General features: G+C 40.1%; 24 protein-coding genes and 1 riboswitch. Of the genes, 8 read left to right on the forward strand and 16 right to left on the reverse strand.

All coding sequences use genetic code 11. The features are described from left to right. Positions 1-63 precede the first annotated feature (63 nt). From NON16_RS02660 to NON16_RS02720, 13 genes are all read right to left on the reverse strand, one after another. Positions 64-507 carry a DinB family protein gene (locus tag NON16_RS02660; protein ID WP_257346874.1) on the reverse strand — a complete coding sequence of 148 codons (444 nt, stop codon included), beginning with the start codon at positions 505-507 and terminating at the stop codon, positions 64-66. Positions 508-702: 195 nt separating this feature from the next. Further along, the gene (locus NON16_RS02665) at positions 703-1,245 is read right to left on the reverse strand and encodes a ribonuclease H-like YkuK family protein (protein WP_257347219.1); all 543 of its coding nucleotides are present in this window, start codon (positions 1,243-1,245) and stop codon (positions 703-705) included. Between the two features lie 226 nt (positions 1,246-1,471). Further along, positions 1,472-2,068, reverse strand: coding sequence for a cob(I)yrinic acid a,c-diamide adenosyltransferase (locus NON16_RS02670; RefSeq protein WP_257346876.1), 597 nt, complete (start codon positions 2,066-2,068; stop codon positions 1,472-1,474). A gap of 9 nt (positions 2,069-2,077) precedes the next feature. Then, entirely contained in the window at positions 2,078-2,515 is a 438-nt protein-coding gene (locus NON16_RS02675; protein ID WP_257346877.1) for a bifunctional adenosylcobinamide kinase/adenosylcobinamide-phosphate guanylyltransferase, read from the reverse strand. Further along, complete coding sequence (locus NON16_RS02680; protein WP_257346878.1) at positions 2,464-3,087, reverse strand: histidine phosphatase family protein; 624 nt, start codon at positions 3,085-3,087, stop codon at positions 2,464-2,466. Before NON16_RS02680 ends, NON16_RS02675 begins: the two co-directional genes overlap by 52 nt. Continuing rightward, positions 3,045-3,836, reverse strand: coding sequence for an adenosylcobinamide-GDP ribazoletransferase (gene cobS / locus NON16_RS02685; RefSeq protein WP_257346880.1), 792 nt, complete (start codon positions 3,834-3,836; stop codon positions 3,045-3,047). Before cobS ends, NON16_RS02680 begins: the two co-directional genes overlap by 43 nt. Further along, positions 3,823-5,343, reverse strand: a complete 1,521-nt coding sequence (locus NON16_RS02690; RefSeq protein WP_257346882.1) for a cobyric acid synthase — start codon at positions 5,341-5,343, stop codon at positions 3,823-3,825. Before NON16_RS02690 ends, cobS begins: the two co-directional genes overlap by 14 nt. Further along, a complete protein-coding gene (locus NON16_RS02695; RefSeq protein ID WP_257346883.1) occupies positions 5,340-5,906 on the reverse strand; it encodes a bifunctional adenosylcobinamide kinase/adenosylcobinamide-phosphate guanylyltransferase in 567 nt (188 codons plus the stop codon). The genes NON16_RS02690 and NON16_RS02695 overlap by 4 nt, the downstream gene beginning before the upstream one ends. Beyond that, complete coding sequence (gene cobD, locus NON16_RS02700) at positions 5,885-6,964, reverse strand: threonine-phosphate decarboxylase CobD (protein WP_257346886.1); 1,080 nt, start codon at positions 6,962-6,964, stop codon at positions 5,885-5,887. Before cobD ends, NON16_RS02695 begins: the two co-directional genes overlap by 22 nt. Next, on the reverse strand, positions 6,921-7,904 hold the full coding sequence (gene cbiB, locus NON16_RS02705; protein ID WP_257346888.1) for an adenosylcobinamide-phosphate synthase CbiB: 984 nt from the start codon (positions 7,902-7,904) through the stop codon (positions 6,921-6,923). Before cbiB ends, cobD begins: the two co-directional genes overlap by 44 nt. Further along, positions 7,901-9,370, reverse strand: coding sequence for an adenosylcobinamide amidohydrolase (locus NON16_RS02710; protein WP_257346890.1), 1,470 nt, complete (start codon positions 9,368-9,370; stop codon positions 7,901-7,903). Before NON16_RS02710 ends, cbiB begins: the two co-directional genes overlap by 4 nt. 2 nt (positions 9,371-9,372) lie before the next feature. Then, the gene (locus tag NON16_RS02715; protein WP_372508734.1) at positions 9,373-10,350 is read right to left on the reverse strand and encodes a FecCD family ABC transporter permease; all 978 of its coding nucleotides are present in this window, start codon (positions 10,348-10,350) and stop codon (positions 9,373-9,375) included. Between the two features lie 46 nt (positions 10,351-10,396). Further along, complete coding sequence (locus NON16_RS02720; RefSeq protein ID WP_257346894.1) at positions 10,397-11,380, reverse strand: ABC transporter substrate-binding protein; 984 nt, start codon at positions 11,378-11,380, stop codon at positions 10,397-10,399. A 158-nt stretch (positions 11,381-11,538) separates the two neighbouring features. Next, positions 11,539-11,723, reverse strand: a riboswitch (cobalamin riboswitch). Between the two features lie 352 nt (positions 11,724-12,075). Here NON16_RS02720 and NON16_RS02725 point away from each other — a divergent pair. The 3 genes from NON16_RS02725 (at position 12,076) to NON16_RS02735 (ending at position 14,385) form a co-directional block, all read left to right on the forward strand. Further along, positions 12,076-13,407: a S8 family peptidase gene (locus NON16_RS02725; RefSeq protein ID WP_257346896.1), complete on the forward strand. Its 1,332-nt coding sequence runs from the start codon at positions 12,076-12,078 to the stop codon at positions 13,405-13,407. 525 nt (positions 13,408-13,932) lie between these two features. Then, positions 13,933-14,115 carry a hypothetical protein gene (locus NON16_RS02730; protein WP_257346899.1) on the forward strand — a complete coding sequence of 61 codons (183 nt, stop codon included), beginning with the start codon at positions 13,933-13,935 and terminating at the stop codon, positions 14,113-14,115. A 12-nt stretch (positions 14,116-14,127) separates the two neighbouring features. After that, the gene (locus NON16_RS02735; RefSeq protein WP_257346901.1) at positions 14,128-14,385 is read left to right on the forward strand and encodes a spore coat protein; all 258 of its coding nucleotides are present in this window, start codon (positions 14,128-14,130) and stop codon (positions 14,383-14,385) included. Positions 14,386-14,655: 270 nt separating this feature from the next. Here NON16_RS02735 and NON16_RS02740 read toward each other — a convergent pair whose 3' ends face one another. The 3 genes from NON16_RS02740 to NON16_RS02750 form a co-directional block, all read right to left on the reverse strand. Continuing rightward, the gene (locus tag NON16_RS02740) at positions 14,656-14,832 is read right to left on the reverse strand and encodes a hypothetical protein (RefSeq protein WP_257346902.1); all 177 of its coding nucleotides are present in this window, start codon (positions 14,830-14,832) and stop codon (positions 14,656-14,658) included. 26 nt (positions 14,833-14,858) lie between these two features. Beyond that, positions 14,859-16,802: an aconitate hydratase gene (locus tag NON16_RS02745; RefSeq protein WP_257346904.1), complete on the reverse strand. Its 1,944-nt coding sequence runs from the start codon at positions 16,800-16,802 to the stop codon at positions 14,859-14,861. A gap of 149 nt (positions 16,803-16,951) precedes the next feature. Further along, entirely contained in the window at positions 16,952-17,158 is a 207-nt protein-coding gene (locus NON16_RS02750) for a hypothetical protein (RefSeq protein ID WP_257346906.1), read from the reverse strand. A gap of 329 nt (positions 17,159-17,487) precedes the next feature. Between NON16_RS02750 and NON16_RS02755 the strand changes: the two genes are divergently transcribed. The 5 genes from NON16_RS02755 to NON16_RS02775 all read left to right on the forward strand — a co-directional run bounded on the left by NON16_RS02755 (position 17,488) and on the right by NON16_RS02775 (position 24,103). Continuing rightward, a complete protein-coding gene (locus NON16_RS02755) occupies positions 17,488-18,999 on the forward strand; it encodes a spore germination protein (protein WP_257346908.1) in 1,512 nt (503 codons plus the stop codon). Then, positions 18,992-20,110, forward strand: coding sequence for a spore germination protein (locus NON16_RS02760; protein WP_257346910.1), 1,119 nt, complete (start codon positions 18,992-18,994; stop codon positions 20,108-20,110). The genes NON16_RS02755 and NON16_RS02760 overlap by 8 nt, the downstream gene beginning before the upstream one ends. Then, positions 20,107-21,195 carry a Ger(x)C family spore germination protein gene (locus NON16_RS02765; RefSeq protein WP_257346911.1) on the forward strand — a complete coding sequence of 363 codons (1,089 nt, stop codon included), beginning with the start codon at positions 20,107-20,109 and terminating at the stop codon, positions 21,193-21,195. The genes NON16_RS02760 and NON16_RS02765 overlap by 4 nt, the downstream gene beginning before the upstream one ends. Positions 21,196-21,389: 194 nt before the next feature. Further along, positions 21,390-23,174: a Rieske (2Fe-2S) protein gene (locus NON16_RS02770; RefSeq protein WP_372508735.1), complete on the forward strand. Its 1,785-nt coding sequence runs from the start codon at positions 21,390-21,392 to the stop codon at positions 23,172-23,174. 572 nt (positions 23,175-23,746) lie between these two features. Beyond that, positions 23,747-24,103: a hypothetical protein gene (locus tag NON16_RS02775; protein WP_257346913.1), complete on the forward strand. Its 357-nt coding sequence runs from the start codon at positions 23,747-23,749 to the stop codon at positions 24,101-24,103. Positions 24,104-24,308: the final 205 nt, after the last annotated feature.

Below are 24,308 nucleotides of genomic sequence, written 5' to 3' on the forward strand. Positions count from 1 at the left end.
AGGGCTTGTAGTAGCTTAATCCCCTGTTCGTCTGATTGTAGGAATTGTTGTGGAACCCAATTATTAATCTCCGAATATTTGGTCTAAATGATGATGAGTATGTTCCAGATAATCATTCACTAACCATTCAAGGGTTACAGCCCCCTCATCATGTGTTAAACATTGAAGATTCCATTGCTCTTCGTTCAGATCCGTTAATAGGTTAGTGATTTGTGTGTTCAACGCTTTCCAAACATCCAAGGTGTCTTTAATAGAATACTCATTTTGGTAATTATGTGCTTGAACCCATAAGTCTTGTTTATAGCCTACTATTTCAATCGGCTCTTCAGAAATGAGAATTTCAACGAATCTTCTATGGTTTACACTTGCAGAATCACATAAATGCCCTAAAATTTCTTTTTTAGACCATTTAGACGGTTTAGATTTGTTTTCTACATCTGATAGCGACAAAACATTTTCCGGAACTGTAGATATAAGCATTTCTAATTCAGTAATCAAATCAGACAACGAATTCTCCCCCATCTTTAGATCTTAGTTTCCTCTACGCATTACACAACTATTTAACTTTACATTAGACATTAAACCTTAAAATCCTTTTTAACACGTTAAGAAAGTATAAAAATACTTTCTATAGTATAAAGCAAGGGCCTTTAGGGACTACGACGATCACCAGCGCTAAGGCTTGGCGCTGGTAATGTTTCATTACTTTGTATATCGGTTTGCATAACTTGATGCTGCGATCGAATCTGGTTTGATCTTTGCTTCAATACCATGCGCTTCAATACGGGCGACCATTTCAGCAACAAATTCTCTTGTTTTGTTCCGTTTTTCTTTTCCGATATCAAGGTGACCTTCCATCGTGAAACTGGCACCCTTATATACATGGGGAAGGACAATATTAATCAGAGCGGTTTTTTTGGATTCATCAAACAAATAGGCAACTTGTTCAGTTAAAGCGGTCTCAATCGATATTTTTTGATGTAAATTTCGGATTGGTTCCGGGTAGTTGATTTTTCGAAAACAGGCCCATGCACCTCGTCCCATCCGTTGAACGACGATACCCGTAATAAATTTGGTTTCTGATGGATATACATGAGAATCTGTTCCGATCATTAGTCTGTAGTTCCCCATTGGTTCGTTTTTCATAAAAGTCTGTATGTGTTCAATCACATTCTCAAAGGTTAAATGAGCATAGGTTAAATTTCTAAAAAACATCGTCTGATCTGAAAAGAAGTTGTTTTTCATCATTCCTATCTCCTTAAAATGAGTAGATATTATACTGAATACGGTCTATCTCATTTATAAAATTTGAGATCTTATTACATTCTATTCATTTTTTTAAATGCTAGTGATTGTTTCGAACACTGCCCTCACTTTTAAGAAATCGAGTTAAAAGTTCCTGATTTATATCCTAATCAGCTTAAGTTTTGGAATTGACAATGCGATAAACAGTGCCATCCAGCTGAGTTTTTTACTTTTCATCGGACCTTTCTTCTTTACGTTTTCCACCACGGAATACTTTTGCACTACGAACATATTCAACGTCTTTTACATTCATTCGGTAATTGATGACTCTTCCAAGTGCAAAGAAATAATCGGATAACCTGTTTAAGAATTTAAGAGGTACGTCAGGCACATTTTCTTCAGACTTCATTAATCCCACCACTAACCGCTCAGCTCGTCTTGTTACGGTTCGAGCGATATGAATGGATGCTGCTGGTTTCGACCCTCCAGGTAAAATAAATCGCTCCAGTTCGGGTGCTTCGTCGATGAATTCATCTATTTTCTGTTCTAAATAAGTGATTGAATCTGTTGTTAATTTCATTTCGCGTTTTTTGGAAACGTTGGATAAATCGCCGCCGCAATCGAACAGTTCATGCTGGATTTTTTCAAGGTCATCTAACACATCTTCAAATCGTTCAGAATCCAATTCAGTCATAGCTTGTCCAACAAAACAGTTTACTTCATCTACTGTCCCATACGATTCAACACGAACATCATCTTTATCTACTCTTCCACCAATTAAACTCGTTTGTCCTTTATCACCAGTACGCGTATAGATTCTCATTTTTTTCCCTCACTTTATTTTTTGTTTGATTCCATACCAAATGACATCGATCTGGTCAGATTTTGAAGCCAAATCTTGATAACACCATCCAGTAACATCTCGCCAGGTTCTATCTTCTTTTTCCAAAGGTACAATTCCTTTAGAGGTGTCTGTTCCTATTAGAATTACGTTTCGATTTCCATGCGAATGCTCCCATTGACTCCACTTGATTAATCGATCATTCCATAGGTTTCTGCATTGCTGGATCGGATAGTTTGTAGTCAATTCCTTGATCCACATTTCAATTCCTTCAAGGACGATGGTTCCTTCTTGTATATGGGTTAAATCATTCGGAAGGGTTAGGCCGTCGTATGCCGAAATCCAGCTCAAGTTGCTCCTCTCCGTAATGAGTGTTTTTAACACCCACGCTCGTTTTCCGTTAAAAGCACCTCCTGTAACAAAGTGCATCGCTCGCCCCTCCTTAATGCTTCTTTCTTAAATCGTAGTTCGTACGCTCTTCCATGTGGTACTGGCCATTCCCAGAATGTTTTTTTGGAAGGGGCATACTTCGATAAAATGTAACGGATTACGCCTCCATGTGTGACAATTGCTGCACTATGAGTGTGAGGTTGTTGTATCAATGAGTGAACAACCTTCCCTAACCCATGTTCAATTCGATCCGTGAAGTTCTTAAAGCTTTCTCCCTCAGGTGGTGAATAGGTTACAGGGTTCGAGATCCACTCTTGATATTCCTTTAATTCCTTCAAATCGGAATATGTCTTCCCTTCCCACTGTCCAAAGTGCATTTCTCTAAGTTCTGGTATGAGTATGGGAGTTGCATTTGGAAAGAGCAGATTTGAAGTTTGCTTGCAACGTGTTAGGTCGCTGGAAAAATAGCTATTATAGCTTGTATGGAAGGGAGGAATTCGGGTTAGCTCTTCTGAACATAATGGTGAATCTGTCCATCCACAGTACGCTTTCCGTGTATTATCCTCTGTTACCCCATGACGAAATAATGCAATAACCACAAGCTCATCCATAAAGTCAATTCAATCCCTTCTACTGAGGCACCTAACACGTCTCCAGTAATACCACCAAACCACTTCATGCTTTTCATCCGTAAAAAAACAAATCCTACAAGTGCTACTACAACCAGCAAGATCGTTGGGATCAGTGTTACCTCATCCAATGTCCAAAGAAGTAATCCAACAACGACTAGGTAAACAGGATAAATCGATAATGCTTTTAGAGTTACAGCATTTCGAAATAACGAGGCCAGCCCTTCTTTCTTTGCAGGTCTCCCCGTTACGATTAGTAATCCCATCACCCCTTTACTTAAAAAAGGGATGAAAGTAATAAGTAGGTACGTTATGAACATTGGATCGATAATCACTTCATAGATGAACAGAAACCTTGCACTTAACAATACGAGGACCGAAAGAACACCGAAGGCACCTGTCCTTGGGTCCTTCATAATTTCTAGACGTTTCTCTATATCGCGATACGAAAAATACGCATCACTTGCATCGATCCAACCGTCTAGATGTATACCACCCGTTACAAGGATTGTTGCCAGCCACAACGCGAAAGCAATAGATAAAGACGAAAAGGGAGTCCATTGAACAAGAACATACAAGAGTAAGGAATAAAGAATACCTTGCAATAACCCTAGTAATGGGAATGTCTTTATTGCTTTGTCTAGGTGGTTTTTATCCATAGGCAGTTCTATAGGGACTGGAATAATCGTGAAAAATTGCAGGTTAATCAAAAATCCTTTAACGTATTTCATTTGTTGCTGCTCCCCATTGCTCTATTATCTGTTTAAGAAGTTCCCAATTGAGATGTTCTTTTGATTGGGTGGCAAGTTGGTCGTAACGATCCTCCTTCAAGTCATTGGCATAGACGACTTCTTTCCGCTCGACTCCTTTCCTGCTTCGGATTCCATTGAGCCATTCGTTTCGCCACTCGTCGTTATGAAAGAGGTGATGTAGATACGTACCGATGATTTTTCCTTCGTTGCTGTAGTAGCCCTCCTCCTTCTCACCTTCTAACAATAGAAATGGTCGACTTTGTCCAGTGTGGACGGTCCTGCCAAGATGAATTTCGTAGCCTTCAATTAACCGCCTTTTTATTAAATTCGTTTGAGGGTGATAGGCACCTTTTACCTGAACCGTTTCTTTTAAAGGTTGAAATGTCGTTTTTGCAGGAATGATCTTTAATCCATCAATATGGCTCGACACTTTTCCTGTATCGGATCCGGCTTCATCAAAAATCTCGACTCCGAGCATTTGATAGCCTCCACAAAGCCCAACAATACTGCCGCCATCCGTAACGAATTCTTTGATCAATAGGTCGAGTTGAACATCTTGTAGATGTTGGAGATCGTTTATCGTGCTTTTCGTCCCTGGAATAATCACAGCATCAGGTTTACCAAATTCAGAGGGATGTTTGACCCAGCGCACCGAAACGTCTGATTCGAATGAGAATGGTTCGATATCACTATAATTAGAAATAAAAGGAAGATAAATAACGACAATGTCAATTTCTCCTTTTACTTGATTGTGAATTTGATTTTGTAACGATAACGAGTCTTCACCATCGATCCCATGTTGCTCAATATACGGAAGTACACCAAGGACCGGAATCCCGGTTTTTTCTTCGAGCCATTGAATCCCGTCCTCGAACAAACTTAAATCACCACGGAATTTATTAATAATCAGCCCCTGTACTCTCTTTCGTTCTTCCGTTGTAAGTAATTCCAGTGTACCTATCATGCTAGCGAATATACCGCCACGATCAATATCGGCAACTAATACGACAGGAACGTCTGCTAACTCCGCAACCTTCATGTTTACTAGCTCTCGATCCTTGAGATTAACCTCAACCGGACTCCCTGCACCTTCAATGACAACAACATCGAATTCATTATTAAGGTGTTCAAGTGCTGAGTGAATGACGTTAACCCCTTTCTCGTAAAAAGAATCACGGTACCCGCGTCCGGACAATGTTTGTACTGCTTTCCCAAGTAAAACGACTTCCGATTGCTGGTCGGATCTCGGTTTCAATAAAATCGGATTCATCCAAACCGTTGCATCCGTTTTTGCGGCTTCTGCTTGTATCCCTTGAGCTCGTCCGATCTCCTCACCCATGATCGTGACATATGAATTATTGGACATGTTTTGAGACTTGAATGGCGCAACCTTCGTTCCTTCGTTGGCAAACATTCTACATAATGCGGTTACGATCAGGCTTTTTCCAACATCAGAAGCAGTTCCTTGTATCATGACACCTTTCATTCTTTTGCTCCTTTCATCAAAATTGGTATTCCTGATTCTACAAGATAGGCTTGATCTGTCTGTTGGACAAGCTGTTGATGTAGCTTCCCTAGCAGTTTTTTATAGGTGTAAACAAGCGCGTTATCCTGAACCGATTCGTTTAATACTTCATTACTGACGATAACTAATGTCTGGCAAATATCCTTTAATGAATCGATCTCGTTTATTATTGCTTTTTCCACAGTATCGGGTATTGATTCTGATTCAGTTGAAAAGAGGTGATTGTTCAAAAGCGTTGTTAAACAATCAAGAAGTATAATGCTCTTTTCCGAAAAGTGCTGGGAATATTTACTGATTTCTCTTGGTTCCTCCCAGGTCTGCCACTGAATAATGCTCTCTTGTCTTTGTTGTTGATGGTTTTGAATTCGCTTTCGCATCTCGCGATCTGAAGGAACACCAGTGGCGATGTAATGTAGATGCGCCCCTGATTTCTTCGCAAGCTGGATGGCGGTTTTTTCAGCAAAGCTGCTTTTCCCGCTTCTTACACCACCCGTTATAAAAATCAAGGACGGCGTTTCTTCCATTCCTTTATCACCTCCATTAGCTGATTATTATCTGCCGAACTTTTAATTGCAAAACGGAGCCAGCTACCCTTAAGCCCAGGAAAATTAACCGTATGCCTTGGAACAATACCTCTTTCTAACAAAAACCGGAAAAGTGGAAGTTGATCCTTGAGACCTGGGTCTTTTAAGAGATAGAAATTGACTCTTGAAGGTGAAAGAACCAAACCTTCTCTTTGATAAAATGAAAACAATTTTTTCCGTTCATTCGTTATGTATTCTTGTGTATTTCCAATGAACTTTGTATCTTGTAAGCATAGATCGGCTGCTGCTAAAGCTATCGAATTGACACTCCAGTGGGGCTGGTAGCTTGATAATTCATCGATAATTGCGGGATGCGCAATCGCATATCCAAGGCGGAGACCAGGGACCGCAAACATCTTTGTCATCGATCGAATGACAACTAGATTGGAATACTCTTTTACAAATGGAACGATAGAATCATAGGTTTCTGTCATGTCATAAAAGGCTTCATCTAATATGAGGTGACACCCTTTTTCCTTACATAGCTTGATTAACCTGACGATCGTCGCTTGGGAATATTGAACACCTGTGGGATTATTCGGATTACATAAAAACAGCGCATTCACATCTTGAAGTTGATCAACAAGATCCTCCCCATTTAATTCCCAATTCGGACTGTGCAATTGATGAAAGACAATCGAACAATTACTTGTTTTGCACGATTGTTCGTACTCAGAAAAGGTAGGTTGTATAAGTAATACTCGTTTATTTGTAAGCATTCGCGCAACGAGATTAATAAGCTCGGCACCACCGTTCCCGATTAGTAAAAAGTTCTTATCGATCTGTTCATGTAGAGAAATTTTCTCCTGCAGAGTACTGGTGTACGGATCAGGATAGTCGATTACCTTTTCAAAAAGGCGGAGCCAATTTTCTTTTAATATTTTCGGAGGTCCGAGTGGATTGATATTTGCGCTAAAGTCAATTATCAGGTCTGGAATGTTGAGATTCATAGCTTTATAAATATAATTGGGATTGGAACCATGTGATGGCCAATTCAATGAGAAAACCTCCTATCCATAATGCTAAAATAAATAAAAATGCGGATCGTGCCATAATCATGATTGCATGTAAAATATGATTCCTTTGCAAGGGAACAATCGGTTCACCCATCTTCGCTCTGTTGGAAATCACACCGTTGTAATAGTTAATGCCCCCAAGCTGTATGCCTAGTAAAACAGCAACTGCCGCTTCTCCCCAACCACTGTTTGGACTTGGATGCTTTTTAGCATCACGAAATAATGTTCCCCATGCAGCCCTTCGACTTAGTTGTATAGGTTTTTTGCAGAAAAACATAAGAAAACCGGTCAATCGACTCGGAAGCCAATTTACAAGGTCATCTAATTTCGCAGAGGCCCAGCCGAACTCTTCATACTTTTCGTTACGATAACCAACCATTGAATCACAAGTGTTAATAGCCCTATAAATGACGGCAAAAGGCGCTCCTCCGAACAAAGCCCAAAATAATGGTGCAGTAATGCCATCACTCGTATTTTCTGCAACAGTCTCAACTGTACCGCGAGTAATTTCAGCTTCATTTAGCTGTTCGGTATCACGTCCAACGATATATGATAGCTTTTTTCTTGCTTCCCTTATATCTCCACTCTGCAATGGCATAAATACTTCTAAAGCAGCCGTCTTCAAACTTTTTTGTGCGATTGTTGTAGCGATGATCATTCCTTCTACCAAAATCCCGAGTAGCGGATGAACGGAATAGCTTCCCCAGACGATCAGACTGACGATTCCACCAACAAGCAGCAAAATATATAAGAGCATTCCGATTCCTTTTTGTTTTCTAAACGGACCCTTATTCCATTTACGTTCTAATATAGCGATTAAGTTTCCGATCCATCGAACAGGATGAGGCCAATTAGGCGGATCACCTACGATAAAATCAATTGCATATGCTAAAGTTAAAGAAAATAGATGGTGAATGATCATTGTTGTTTCCTTTTGTAGTACTTTACAATCGCTTCGGTTGTACATTCATAAACAGCTTTGCTGATCAGTTTACCTAACGGCGTAATCGTACCTGCAAATTCAAGCTTCTTTCCTTTTTGAGTAGAAGCTATTAAAATACTGTCTGTTGACGTCCCAGTTGCAAAGGTTCCTGAAATAGAGTCGATTACCTGTTGATCATGTAATACCTTTACTTTTGATTCAGTAGCTGTCATAATCCCTTGAATGAACGCTTCCTCAGTCATATCCCCATTGATAAAGATCCATGTATTGATGGTACCCGGCTGTAGACGATAATCGTGGAGTTCACTATGGGAGGCATCGACAGCATTACCGACGCCAGCTGTGACAACAACGAAGGCAGAAAAACCATTTGACTCTATAAAAAGTGAAGAAACATCTTTAAGCATGACGGCAGTCATCATCCCAACAGTGTCTGCGGGTTCAAACCCATTTTCTTTTAGATAATCGGCCATTTCTGTTCGGTGATTGCTGCAATTATAATTCAGACCAACATGTCGGTTTACGAACGTGTGATGCCATCCAGTTCCTGAACCTATGACACCTGAAGACATCGTTCTTAACGGTTGAGGGGTTTCGATGACGATATGATCCTCAGAAAGATGTAACATCGATGAATCAATCGTTACTTCCTGTTCCTTTCCGGAGATTTTATCCGGCAATAGGAGCATTTGGGGTGCGGGAACCTTTGGATGCGGCTGCTTCTGGATCTTTGTACGATAGACGGTTTGTATTCGATCCTCTCGCAACACTTCACTTGGTGTATGTTGTACGTTGATAACCCCTTCCTCTAACAAAAGTAATCGATCACAATACAATCCAGCTAAATTCAAATCGTGGAAAATGGATACGACCGTAAGACCTTTCTCCATAGTCCATTTTTTTAACAAGTCCAATAGTTCTTTTTGAAAAGAAAGGTCGAGGTGATTCGTTGGTTCATCCAATAGTAAAATATCGGGTTCTTGCGCCAACGCTTGGGCCAAAAAAACACGTTGTCGCTCACCACCGGATAGTTGTTGAATGTCTTTGGAATGAAAGTCCGTAATGCCTGTTTGTTCCATAACCTTCTGAACGATAGCTTCATCCTCTTCGCTCCACGTTTGAAACCAGCCAGATTGGTGGGCATACCGACCGAGGGAAACAGTTTCTTTCACACTGTAGGAAAAGGCTTGAGCGGAATGCTGCGGCAAAACAGCGATGATTTTTGCCAATTGCTTTTGAGAATAGCTGGATAACGGAGATCCATCCACAACGACCTCACCATCATTAAAGGGTAAAATACCGCTAACCATTTTAAGTAGAGTTGTTTTACCACTGCCGTTTGGTCCTAGAACCCCAAACATTTCCCCTTTACGTACGTTAAAGGAGATGTTTTTTAAGATGGACGTTCCTCCATATCCTCCTGATAGATGTTGTACCTTTAGCACGGTTAACCACTACTTTCCGATCTTCTTTTAAGTAAAATAATACCAAATACTGGCGCGCCGATGATGGCTGTGATGACACCGATTGGAAGCTCAGTCGGCGATATAATCGTTCTTGCGACGAGGTCGGCGAGAATCAAGAATCCACCACCAGTTAAAATCGAAAGTGGTAACAAATGTTTATGATCCGGTCCCCATAACAATCTGGTCAAGTGGGGGATGACAAGGCCAACAAATCCAATCGTTCCTGACACAGCAACAGCAGCACCGGTTAAGATGGATCCGGCTGCTAACACAATCATTTTTCTCCGTTGCACATTAACACCTAAATGATGGGCTCTGTCTTCCCCGAAAGACATTGCATTCAGTTCATTGGCATTGAGGAGAAGAATGACTGAACCAAGTAGAAAGAAAGGCAATATAATCTTAATGTATTCCCAACCTCTCATTGAAACACTGCCTAAAAGCCACCCAATGATTTGCCTTAATTCGTCACCAGTTAAAGCAATCATGAGCGAGATTAGTGCACCGAGAAACGAACTGAAAATAATTCCCGTTAGAATGATCGTTTCGACTTTCATTGAACGTTCGATTTTTCGTGCAAAGCTGATAACGAGAAAAATGGTGATGAAAGAAAAAATGATACTTAATACTGGTAATGTAAAGGGTCCGATCACTGGTAATGAAAATTGGAAAAACAGTGTGAGTACAGCTCCCACGGATGCACCGGAAGAAACACCTAACGTGTACGGATCAGCGAGTGGGTTTCTAAGGAGACCTTGAAAGGCCGCTCCCGCAATTGCGAGAGCAGCTCCGACAAGGCTTGCTAATAGAACTCTTGGTAATCGAATATTCATAACGATATTGGTATACATCGGATTAACATGATCAATCGATAGGAAAGGGAAAATTTCATGACCGACAATTTGGATGATACTCATTGCTGGGATGGAAACTGTACCGATTGAAATTCCGAAAAGCATGGACACTAGTAGAAATAGAACAGCCGATAGGTAAGCTGCAATTTTATTAGTCGCCAAAAACTTCAGGGTAAACCGCTTTTGCAAGTTCCTCTACTCCCTCTGCTAACCTTGGACCCGCACGAGTTACAAGTTCAGAATGGACATCGTACACTTGTTCCTTTTTAACCGCTGTTACATCTTGCCATCCATCTCTTTTTAATACCTTTTCTGCTGCGTTTTCAGTGTAATAGCCGTATGTAGTAATGATTACATCAGGATTCTTTTTAACGACAGCCTCTTCATCAATTTTCTGCCAACCATCCAAATCGCTGGCTGCATTTTTGGCGTTAATAATTTGTAGCATTTCATGCATGAAGGTGTTTTTTCCAGGTGTATAAATTTCAGGTGCAGGTGAAACCTCAATAAAGACTGTCTTTTGTTCTTTTATTTCAGAAGCTTTCGACTTGATTGATTTAATTTTATCTTTCATGCCTTTAACAATTTGATCAGCCTTTTCTTGTGTTCCTGTTGCTTTTCCTACGAGTTCAATAGAGTCGTAAACCTGGTCAAAGGTTTCTGCATTGTTTACGACAAGAACTGTAATCCCGGAATCACGGAGCATCTGTAGTCCTTCTGTTGAATTATGAGCACTTGATCCATGTGCCAATACTAAATCTGGTTTCAAAGAAATTATCTTTTCGACATTGAATTCTTGTCCGCCAATTTTTTCTTTCTTGGTTGCTTCTTCTGGATAGGTATCGAAATCCGATACACCGACAATCTCTTCATCTAGCCCTAATGCAAAAGCAATTTCAGTATTACTAGGAATTAGTGAGACGATTTTCTCTGGCTTCTCTTCAAGCGTTATCTCTTTATCCAGTGCATCTTTAATGGTGACTGGAAAGGCAGACTCTTCTGTTTGTCCATTTTGTTCTTTCGTATTTTCACTTGTATTGTTGTTCTCGTCAGCAGGTTTTTGCTCGTCACCACAACCTGCTACAATTCCAACCGTTAATAATAGTAAGAATACGAGTAATACTAACTTCTTCATTTTTTAATCCCCCTGATTATGAATGTGCGAAATAATTAACGAAAACATCTCTACAAATCAAAAAAACATCTCCATATAAGAATAGAAGATGCATTAAGATTCATTCGGTAAGTTATTGAACAGTCGAATCTCGTACACTTCCTATCCTCGTAGGCTTCTAAGTGCTTTCAGATTTGGCAGGTCTCCTGGCTCTTGATCATCGCATGGCTGCACCTTCCCATACCTACGTACAGTGGTAGTAAGCAGCTAGCTCCCAATTACAGTGGCGGGACCGCGTTGGAGTTTCACCAACTTCCCTTTTAAGTCTTCGTTCAAGAAGACACCGAAATCTGTATATGTTTTTTTGACACGTTAAGAAAGTATAAAAATACTTTCTATAGTATAAGCGCAACTACGGCTCTGACTTCGCCTAAAGGCTTGGCTTTGCCAAGTTTTCTTTACACGTTAAGAAAGTACAAAATACTTTCTATAGTATAAGTGCAACTAAGGCGATCGCCAGCGCTAAGGCTTGGCGCTAGCCAAGTTTTCTTTAAATTTTCCGCTAAATAAGAGTATACACTAAATCTACCATGCTCGCATCTACATTAATTTGTGCCCATGTCTAAAATCAAATCTGTTGGACAAACACCGCCACCATTCCTATCCCTTTTTCATAATCTAGTAGAGTAAATAACAAATTAGTAGAGGTGAAAAGTATGTTTGGATACTCAATGGTGCAAACGGTAAGAAGCTATGCTCATAAACTTGATCATCCACTTCGAGAACAAATGTTGCATTTATATCGACCATTTACATGGATTCCTTGTTTTTTACATTCACTGGTAGAGAATTCAATTAAATCAATCAAGAAAGTTTCCGTTATCGTAGAATTTGAGGAAAATAGTTTTGAAGAAGGATGCCACCAGCTTCATCAACAGTTTAGATCACATACACGTTGTAAGATGAGAAATACATTTTCATTCGTTTCTTGTTGCAGTATGGATGTTACCCCCGCTATGTTAGCGAAAATTCTCTCTTCATGTCCTCATATCAAGAAGATTTACTTAAACAGAGAAGTAAAAGCCTTGCTTGATGTGGCCGTCCCTTCTGCAAATGCTCAAAGCGTTATTCGAAACGACCAAGAGTTAACCGGAAAAGATGTAACAGTTGCGGTTATCGATACAGGGATCTATCCCCACCAAGATTTACAAGATCGTATTGTGGACTTTGTAGACTTTGTGAATGATAAGCCGGCTCCATATGATGATAATGGACATGGAACGCACTGTGCAGGAGATGTTGCAGGAGATGGTTCTGCATCTGACGGCAAGTTTAAAGGACCAGCACCAAAGGCAAATCTCGTTGGTATTAAAGTATTGGATAAAATGGGATCTGGAACATTGGAGTCAATCATGCAAGGGGTTGAATGGTGCATACAACATAACAAGGAGAATCCCGAAAATAAGATTCGCATCATTAGCATGTCGTTAGGAGCTGAAGCACAAAAGTTTGAAAATGAAAATAAGGATCCGATGGTTCAAAGTGTCGAAAAGGCATGGGAAAGTGGTATTGTCGTTTGTGTCGCTGCAGGAAACAGCGGTCCAAGCCCACAGACGATAGCAAGTCCTGCGTTAAGCGATCGAGTAATTACAGTTGGTGCCTCAGATGACCTTAATACGGTGGACAAGTCTGACGATGATGTCGCAAGTTTTTCAAGTAGAGGACCTACCATATATGGATTACAGAAGCCAGATCTGTTGGTTCCTGGTGTGAATATCGTTTCTCTAAGATCACCGAATTCGTATCTTGATAAGATTCAAAAATCAAGTCGTGTTGAGGGTGACTACTTTGTTCTTTCTGGAACATCGATGGCAACTCCAATTTGTGCAGGTGTTGTAGCGTTAATACTAGAGAATAATCCTGATACAACTCCAGATCAAGTGAAAAAGATGCTCACTGAAGGGGCTGATCGACAAGAAGGTCAAGACCCGAACAACTACGGATTTGGATTTATTAATGCAGAACAAGCAATACCTGAAAACGTGTAAAAAAGCCTGAGTGAAGGAAGAACACCTCCACTCAGATCCTTTTATGGTCAGAGTACATCCGATAGCTTGTACTCTACGCCATGTCCCCCACAAAGTTTCATACTTTCTCACCTATAACCACGTAAGAAAGAACAGATCGGCCATCGTATGGAGATCCGTTCATTTTCTTGTACATTAGGAGTTTACATTTTTTCATCAAGGGGGAAAGTGAAATCGGGACTATTTTACTGTTCGTGGTCGATATATCGGATTCCGTGACCGATATAATTCAATCCGTGGCCTATATAACGGATTCCATAGTTTAATTAATGTTTGGGGTGTAGGTTAAAGCTTATTAAATCCCCCAAAAAGGCATCTCAACTCAATTATTATTTGACTTTCCCACCTAAATGGGTTGTAACGGATGAACTTTACATCGTTAAGTTGTCCCTTTTTCTGCTGAATACTCAACTTTAACGAATAAAACTTTTAATTAAAAGAATAATGAAGTATGTAATCAATATAAAAACGAAAGGAGGTACTCGTATGCCCTTAAATGAATTAGAGTTACAAAACCTGCGCCACCTAATTGGGGGACATGAAACAATCGCACATAAGCTTCAGGCATATGCTGAACAATGTACGGACCCACAATTAAAGCAAATGCTCCAAAAGGATGCCCAGGATTCTCAAGCCCATAAACAACAATTAATGAACTTTTTAGGATAAGGAGGAGTTCCAATGAATGAAAAAGATATGGTTAATGATTACTTATCGGCTTTAAATAGTAGCATCACGATGTATGGTAGCATTATAGCGCAAACAGATAACCCCCAGCTCAGACAAACATTACAACAAATGAGAAATGAAGATGAACAACGTCAGTTTGCTCTCTATCATGCTGCTACCCAAAAAGGATATTATAAACCAGCAGCACAAGCCAATCCGGCTCAGATCCAGCAGGTTAAAGCTGATTTTACCCAACCCCCTCAACAATAATAGCAAAAGTATTTAGGACAAAAGCTAGGAGTGGATTTATAAAATCCACTCCTAGTTTTTCCTATGAGTAAAGAAAGTATAAAAATTTGCGGCATGGATGTAATGTCCAGCTTCAGCGCCCAACCACTTGGATCACTTCAGGTCTCCTGCGGCGGCAACACACTGAATTACTCCATGTATGTTCCCACGCAGGGCCGAACTTGTTTGGGCCGAGCCTCCTCGTCGATCTTCCAGTGACCTTCGTGGCTAAGCAGGGCGCTTGCGCTTTTCTTATTCCAATGTGCGATTATTCTCATCTACAGAAAACGGTTTAGCTGGTTCAGGGCTATCTCCAGATGTGAAAGTACCGTCACCATTACAAACCGTACAGCTGTATTGCCAGCTTTCATCATCAGCTAGCAGGCCCGTTCCGTCACATGCTTTACAAATTTGATTTCTGTTAACCATGGGATATCCTCCTTTTCCTGGAACAATCATTTCTGTCGTTCTCTTACCCAACTGATCAGTCCGCCTTTTAACATGATCTCAATCTGGCGCTCTGACATTGAATGATTCACTTTAATTTCCTTTGCTTTTCCCTTTACCGTAACAGTGAGTTCTTTTCCTTGCTTGAGTTGTGTTATCAAATTGCTCAGCTGAATAACATCGCCTTGTTCCAAGAGCTCATATTCCGCCTCATGTTTAAATGTAAGAGGCAATACACCAAAGTTCACAAGGTTCTGCCAATGAATTCGGGCGAAATCTTTCGCCAAGGCAACACGTAAACCTAGAAATCGTGGTGCAAGTGCAGCATGTTCACGGCTAGAGCCTTGCCCGTAATTATAGCCTCCAACGATTGCATGTCCTTCCTTTTGAATTTTCATCGCACGCTCATAATAAGAATCATCGACGATTTCAAATGTGAATTTACTAATTTCCGGAAGGTTGCTTCGATATGGAAGGACTCGAGCACCACCAGCGAGAATTTCGTCTGTGGAGATGTTGTCCCCCATTTTTAATAAGACAGGAATCTCCAATTCATCAGGAAGACTATCCATTTTCGGTATAGAAGCTATATTTGGCCCTTTAACAAGTTTAATTTCTCGAGCCTTTTCCAGTGGAACCGGTTCGTCGAGCATCGTATCATCCACGGTTGGATGTTCGGGTTCTTTCACTTTTGGATAATCAAAACCAAGCGTTCTTGGATCAGTAATTTTCCCTGTTAATGCTGAAGCTGCTGCGGTTTCTGGACTACATAAAAATACGCTATCTTCTCTAGTTCCAGAGCGACCTGGAAAATTACGAGGAGTCGTTCGCAAACTGTTGCGTCCAGTAGCTGGTGCTTGCCCCATGCCAATACACCCGTTACAGCCAGCCTGATGTAACCGAGCACCAGCTGATAAAAGACTTGCAATATGTCCATCACTAACAAGATCCGTCAACATTTGCCGTGAAGTAGGGTTAATGTCAAAAGAAATCCCATCCGCGATCTTTCTTCCTTTTACAATTTCAGCAGTGACTGCGAAATCGCGGTAACCTGGGTTTGCTGACGATCCGACGTAGGATTGATAGATTGGTTCTCCAGCTATTTCTCTAACAGGTACGACATTTCCAGGACTTGAAGGTTTCGCTATAAGTGGCTCGATTTCAGAAAGATTGATTTCCTCAAGAAGATCATAATCAGCCCCTTCGTCGGCAACCAACTCTACCCAGTCCTCTTCTCTATTTTGACTCTTTAAAAATTGCTTAATTTCTTCATCTGATGGAAAAACGGTCCCGGTTGCTCCAAGTTCTGCACCCATGTTCGCAATGACATGCCTATCCATTGCATTCAAACCTTTTAATCCAGGACCATAATATTCAATGATTTTACCAATGCCACCTTTTACATCATGGCGTCGAAGTAATTCGAAAATAACATCTTTAGCACTCACCCAATCACGTAGTTTCCCCGTTAACTTAATTCCCCAAATTTTGGGCATTTTTACGTAAAACGGTTCTCCTGCAATTGCCATAGCGACATCTATTCCGCCTGCACCCATTGCAAGCATTCCCATACAACCATTTGCACACGTATGACTATCTGACCCTAGTAATGTCTTTCCGGGTTTTGCTAATCGTTGCATGTGTACCGGATGACTGACTCCGTTCCCGGGGCGACTGAAATACAAACCGAATTTCCTTGTTGCACTTTGTAAAAATAAATGGTCATCCGGGTTTTTACTATCCTCTTGAATGATGTTGTGATCCACATATTGTGCAGATGCCTCAGTTTTGGCACGTTCTAGGTTCATTGCCTCAAGTTCAAGCATTACCATCGTACCGGTTGCATCCTGTGTAAGTGTTTGGTCAATTTTCAAACCGATTTCATTACCCGAAATCATCTCACCTGATACAAGATGTTCTTTAATAAGTTTCTGAGAAACATTTAGGACCATATTTATCCCTCCTTATATGAAATAGTGTCAGCGATTATAGTATTGACTAATTATGTACTTTGCACGGAATTGAGAAAATTATTCACAAAAAAATCAGGGTGCTAGCTGAGTCTTCTTTCTTTCTCATTACTCGAATACGTGAAGATGATTCACCGCTGATTTTTTTCTTGATCAATCATTTTTCTATAGTCCACTACTTCCTCTTTATAGAGCAAGATAAATGGAAGGATCATTATCCACGAGACAAATATCATCAATAAGATCTTAGCCAAAGAATACATTACGAAATAGGATGAAATGAAAAACAACAGAATGATTGCTAACGGACTTATATAACCGACCAATGCGAAGAACATGAAAATATCCTCCTCCTTAAGTCTTCCTATATTCTCCAAAGCGGGTATAATTTATTACCCTCCTGTTCAAAATGAAGGAGAGAAAAACTTTTAAGAGGATGTTCAAAAAGTCCGGAGGCTAACAGGACGTTAGTCAGTTCGATGTTATCACAGGACATGATGAGTTTAGTCGAACTTCCTATCAGTAGCTGTCGAATTTCATAGTTATTCGATGCCTCGGACTTGCACAGAACGTAACGGTTTTAATTGGTGGCTCTTTTTCTCCTTTTTGAACACATACTTTTAGGTATATTTTGAACCAAGGTGCATCATAGTGAGGGGATTTTTGCATGTGGAAAAAGATGAAACGGGTCAAAGAATTCAAATCGTGGAAAGCAAATGAAACAAAGCAAGGGGATTCACTTCAGGGTTTAATTGAGAAACTTAAACAATCCAAAGACTTTGTAACATATCACCATTCTGGACCTACAAATTGCTTTCTTTATTACATAAAAACGATAAATGAACAAGGATTTCTTCATCAATCAGTATTACCAATTCTTAAAAATAATGCATTGCATACGTTGGATCAGATAAAGGATAAAATTCCAGTTGAAAATATCACTATAACATCTGATCTTGAGGAAATCCGCAGAAAAATAATGCAAGGTAATATCATGATCCAAATAAAGGTTACAGATGATGAGGTTCTTCTTATTCCGGCTGCAACTGTGGAGACGCGTAAGGTAACGACTCCCGAGGTTGAGTTTAGTGTGGTCGGACCTAAGGAAGCTTTTGTAGAGTCTTTAGATACGAACCTAAACCTTATTCGAAAACGATTGCCTCTGCCCGAGCTAACCGTAAGAGAATTAGTCGTTGGTAAGGTTTCGAAAACCCGTGTCGCAATTGTTTACATAGATGGTATTGCCAATATGGAAAACGTAAATACCGTCCTGCAAAGAATAGGGGATATTGAATATGACCAAATCATTGACAGTTCCTTTATTACCCAAATGATCTCTGATAATTCAAATTCCCCTTTCCCGCAGTTATTGGATACAGAAAGACCTGACCGTATATCAGGGGTCCTTACCGAAGGGAAAATTGCAATTTTAGTAGATGGTTCACCATCTGGACTTACTGGTCCGACCACTATTGTAGAATTTTTCTCTGCTTCTGATGATTATTATTTAACGTGGCATTTAGCCTCAGCATTACGACTGCTTCGATTATTTGCCGTTATATTTTCAGTGTTGACTACCCCTTTATATGTCGCAATCTTAACGTACCACCATGAAATGATCCCGGAGGATCTAATGTCAACAATCATTACTTCTAGAGCGGATATTCCTTTTCCACCAATATTAGAGGTGATTATCCTCGAGCTAACCATTGAATTGCTTCGTGAAGCGGGTGCACGACTACCAACAAAGGTCGGTCAGACAATTGGTATCGTGGGTGGTATCGTAATTGGAACAGCTGCAGTTGAAGCCGGTTTGACTAGTAATGTGCTACTGATCATTGTGGCTCTAGCAGCTCTCGCATCGTTTACAACTCCGGTATATCAAATTGGTAACACCATCCGTCTAATTCGTTTCCCGTTCTTGATTGGGGCGCAATGGTATGGATTAATAGGTATTTCCATGTGCATGGCATTTTTTATCGGTCATTTAACAAAATTGCAATCATTAGGAAGGCCATTTTTTGCACCATTATATCCTTTTCGTATTCGTGATTTAAAGGATGCATTTGTTCGATTACCTTTCAATAAACAATCGAAACGTCCAATGCAAACCCGACCAGTTGACTCAACACGTTTCAATCCAAAGCGTGCAAATGAAAAGAGGGATATTGATGAGTAAAATAACTCGTGAAAACGAAGCCGGTTCCCTTTCTATTCCTGAAAATTTACTGGTTACTTCGTCCTCTGCCTTCTTTTTAATTAATTCAATGCAAGTAGGGGTAGGAATTCTTGGATTCGAACGTTATATAGCCCGTGATGCAGGTTACGATGGATGGATTTCTATTTTAATAGCAGGTGGAATCCTCCATATCTTATTGTGGATGATTTTTCAAATATTAGAAGATAGTAAAGGTGATCTTGTATCTATTCACCGGGATGTTTTTGGTAAGTATGCGGGACATTTTCTAAGCATTATTTTCAGCCTCTACCTATTGTTACTGAGTGTTACAGTCCTCCGTACCTTTATAGAAGTTATCCAGGTATGGATTTTTCCAAGGTTAAATGTTTGGATCTTTACGTTTATATTCTTGTCGATTATTTACTATTTTGTGGCAGGCGGCTTTAGAGTTGTTGTCGCGATTTGTTTGATCAGTACCGTGTTGGGTTTACCTATCCTTTTGCTCAAATATTTTCCGATCCAGCTTGCTAATGTCGAGAATCTCTTTCCAGTCGTTGATCATTCGTTATCTGACATATTAAAGTCTGTCAAAACCGCAACGTTAAGCTTTTTGGGGATCGAATTATTACTTATTTATTACCCATTTCTAAAGTATCCGCAATCATCTAGGAAATGGGCCCATTTTGGCGTTTTTTTCACCGTCCTAATCTATTTAGGGAGCGCACTCGTTTCCTTCGTTTATTATAATGAAGATCAACTTCAACATATGATTTGGGCAACAATTACCCTATGGAAAATCGTTGAGTTTCCTTTTATTGAGCGATTCGAGTATGTCGGAATTGCCATGTGGGTGTACATCATTATCCCGAATATTTGTCTGGCCTTATGGGCAGCAACTCGAGTCTTGAAGCGGATCTTCAAATGTAGACAGAAAAAATTTCTCTGGGTATATTTTTTTATTACTTTTTTGGCGACGGGATTATTAGGGGACCGTCAATCCATCGACCTATTGAATAAATACACGGGAATCGTTGGCTTTTATGTTCTTCTTTATATACCCGTGTTGTTTATATTGACCAAGCTAGTAAATAAAGTGAGGAATCGGAAATGAATTCGAACGTGCTAAGAATCTTACTATTGTCTTGTTTCGTATTCCTGTTAACGGCATGTGTACCGAGCACAAGTGTCGAAGATGTAGATACGATATTGATAGCTGGATATGATTATATTGATGATGAGCAGATACGTGGCACAATTTCTATACCGCAATTTGGACGGTTAGAAACAGGTGGATCTATGAAGGAAAAATATTTATCAAGTACCGCTAACACTGTTAAAGAGGTTCATGCTAAGCTTCAAACGAAATCCTCAAAACCACTAACGGTCGGAAAATTGGCCTTATCTCTTTATAATGAGGAGCTTGCTCAAAATGGCCTTGGAGAGGTTCTTGATAACTTAGGACGAGATCCACAGGTGGGCAGGGATATTATTCTTGGAGTTGTTGAAGGAAGTACAGAGGGTTTCATTAAAGGGAAATACTCAGAAACAGAAACAGCAGCCAAATATCTTACGGGGTTAATCAGAGGCAATATGGAAAAAAACTTTCCTACAACGAATCTTCATCAATTTTTATATGCCTATCATGCTAAAGGTATGGACGGATATCTTCCACTACTTGCACAGGAAGAAAACTATGTAAGGCTAACCGGTATTGCCCTCTTCCAGGATGGGAAGATGGTTCACTCTATCCCCTTTTCAAAAAGTTTTATTTTTAAAATCCTGAAAGAAAAATTTCAACAAGGGACACAGGAAGTAGAGTTTAAGAACAGGCATATCGTCATGGAGAATATCGGATCTTCGGTTAAGTATCATGTGAAAGGTAAAGGTAGTGATTCTAAGGTTAGGATTGACATTGAAATTACGGGTATTATTAATGAGGTGTCCTCTTTAGACGTTCTGCAATCACCTAAAATGGTTGAACTGATGGAAAAAAGATTTGAGAAGTTTTTTCAAAAACAATGTGAGATAATGGTTCAAGATTTCCAGGAATATAATATAGATCCACTCGGTTTAGGAAATACGTACAACAGTCAGGTTAGGGGTTTTGATATTAATAAATGGAAAGAAATATACCCATCTCTTCCTATTGAGATTAATGTAGGCGTAGAAATTGTAGAAACTGGAATAGTTTCATAAATGAAAGAATGTTTATAAGAGCTTGTTCAAAAAGTGTTAAATCAATCTCATGCTACGACTTTTGAATGAGAAAAACCTAAACTTATGAAGGATTACACTCCCTTATCGATAATATAAAGTAATAGATAACCCCCCTCCTGTAAAAAGGAGAAAATGGGAAATTCTTTTTAGGGAGAGTGATCACATTGGCAGAAATGATTCACGTCGGTTCATTGAATACGTTAAAAGAAGAAGGCGCCAAAATTGTTAAGGGTGGAAGTCATGCGATAGCCGTGTTTGTCCAGGGAAACGAAGTATATGCAGTCGATAATCGTTGTCCACATATGGGTTTCCCCTTACATACAGGGAGTTTATGTGATGGAATTTTGACCTGTCACTGGCACCACGCTCGTTTTGATGTCAAAAGTGGAGGAACATTGGATCCTTGGGCAGATGATGTTCCAACCTATCCGGTCGAAATCAGAAATGGTGAGGTTTCTGTGAATCCGATCCCTTTTAACAAAGTTACAGTAAGTAAATTAAGAGAAAGGTTACGTGAGGGATTAGAACAAAGCTTAAGTTTAGTCATTGCAAAGGCTGTTGTTGGATTGATGGAAGCTGGTGTACAGCCTACAGAAATTGCAAAGGTTGGTGTTGAATTCGGAACAACGCATCGCCAAAGCGGATGGCGCTCCGGATTAACAATACTAACTGCGATGACGAACATCTTACCGAAATTGGATAAAACCGGACAAATTTTGGCCCTGTATCAAGGGTTAGTACACGTAGCACGTGAGAGTTCAGGTATGGGTACGCGATTTTTACTTGGGTCTCTGCCTGTAACGAATGAAATGAATAGGCAATCCTTTGAACAGCTTTCTGAATGGTATCGTCATTGTGTAGAAGTCCGAGATTCCCAGGGTGCAGAACGGGTATTGTTAACATCTATTGAGTCGGGATTTTCAAACGAAAAGCTAACCGATATGATGATGACGGCGATAACTGATCACTTTTATATCGACGTAGGACATTCACTAGACTTTCACAATAAAGCCTTTGAAATTATTGAAAAGATTGGCGATGAACACCGACCTTATGTGTTATCATCTTTATTACCTGGGATCTCTAATGTATCTCGTAGTGAAGAATCCCATAGCTGGCAATCACCGATTAACTTAGTTAAACCATTAAAAGAAGCCTTTGAAGAATTACCTAGTATTCTTCAGGGTACTGAAGAATTACCTAGTATTCATGCAACTGCCCCTTCGGAAGGTAACCTTACTTTAGATGGGAAAAGCATGGTAAATCAAATTTTATCAGATGATCCATTGAAAACGATTGAGGTGCTTGTTAACTCTTTAAAGTCGGGTGTATCCCCTACTCGGTTGGCGCAACTGGTAACATTGGCGGCGGCAGAAAGAGTTGCAAGATTCCATGTTCAAAATGACTTTAGCGATTGGATCACAGTGCTTCACACATTCACCCATGCACATGCTGTTCATGAGTCATTGCATCGCTCAACATCAGTGGAATTAACACGGGCTATTTTTCATGGTGCGATGAGTGTCTACTTGGATCGTTTTCTAAATACACCTTCCGCACGACGGCCTAAGCCAGCTGAAACAAAAGGTGAACCACAGAATCCAGCTGAATTGCTAGACATCATGAACGAACAACAACAAGTCGCAGAATCAGCGAGATGGGTCATAACCTATCTCGGACACGGTGGTGATAAGAAGCCACTCTTTAACACCCTTGGTCACGCCCTACTTCGAGAAGATGCAGAGTTTCATACCTTCCAAATGTATGAAGCTGCGATGGTTGAACACGATCGATGGGAAAAAGAAGATTCAGAGTTTGTGGACTATGCACTAGAAACCTTAATCCTTGCTTTAACCCGGTATCTTGCTGGCCATGCACCGACTGCAAGGGAAATGCCACATACTGCTCGAATTGCCATGCGCCTCCACCGTGGTGAAAAATTATTTGAAGATGAATAAATTCTATATACATGAAAGAAAACCGTTTGACTCGTTCAAGCGGTTTTTCTCGAAAGGTAAGAAAGTATAAAATTTTGTAGGCATAGAAGTGATGTCTAGCTCCAGCGCCCAGCCACTTGGATCACTTCAGTCCTCCTGCGGCGGCAACACACTGATTTGCATCCTGTGTATTCCCACGCAGGGCCGAACTTGTTTGGACCGAGCCTCCTCGTCGGTCTTCCAGTGACCTTCGTGGCTAAGCAGAGCGCTTGCGCTTTTCTTAGTCCAACATGCTTCTCTTTAAGCGATTTAACACGAATACTTGAAATTTTTTAAAAATTATAGATCTTTTCACGACTTCATTCATATACTATATAACAGACAATATTGTTTAATAGTACGTGTTCTAAAAGGAGGACAAAAAGAGTCGAGAAGTTCGAGGCACGATAATCTCGAGGACCGGAACGTATGCTATTAATACGTGAGGACTGGAGAGATCGAGTAACGAAGAAATTCGTCAGCTATTTTTACCGGACTTTTTGAACAACCCCTATTAGTACAGGCGGTTCTACTATGAATAAGGAGTGGTGCCCATGAAACAAATCTTTAACTATAATGAGTTTTATCAACGTTCACTCGTCTTGATTGGTGAAGCGGATCAATTGTGTGTGGCAAATAGTTTGGCAGATGAAGAGCATGTTGAAAAATGTACACACTGGCTGTTCGCCTTAGTAGGGTCTGAATCTGATAAAGCAACGGGAAGATATGAGTGGAATATTTCCGTTTTTCCTTCCAAAAATTGTGGAGGATTCAACTATATGCAACCTTTTTATGTATCCGATGCTTTTCAATGTATACATGAAGCAACTGAATACGTCAGGGAACTAGAAATGAAAGCTAAGAATGATCAGTTCTGTGAAATCACAATTGATTCGGTCAAAGCTGAATAGAGAGAAAATCGAGTATATACACTTGATTCTCTTTTTGCACGATTATGTGAAATGATGTACATATAACCCCACTTTGCTAGATAACAAATTAAGATGACCTCCACGGCACCTCCCACCTTTTTAGACCCTATAACTGTATGAAATTTATCTGAAACTCCAATTTTAAGTAACACTCTCTCTGGACTTACAGCTAAACTTAATCATT

The sequence above is a fragment of the Pseudalkalibacillus decolorationis genome, from assembly GCF_024609785.1.
Lineage (GTDB): Bacteria > Bacillota > Bacilli > Bacillales > Fictibacillaceae > Pseudalkalibacillus > Pseudalkalibacillus decolorationis.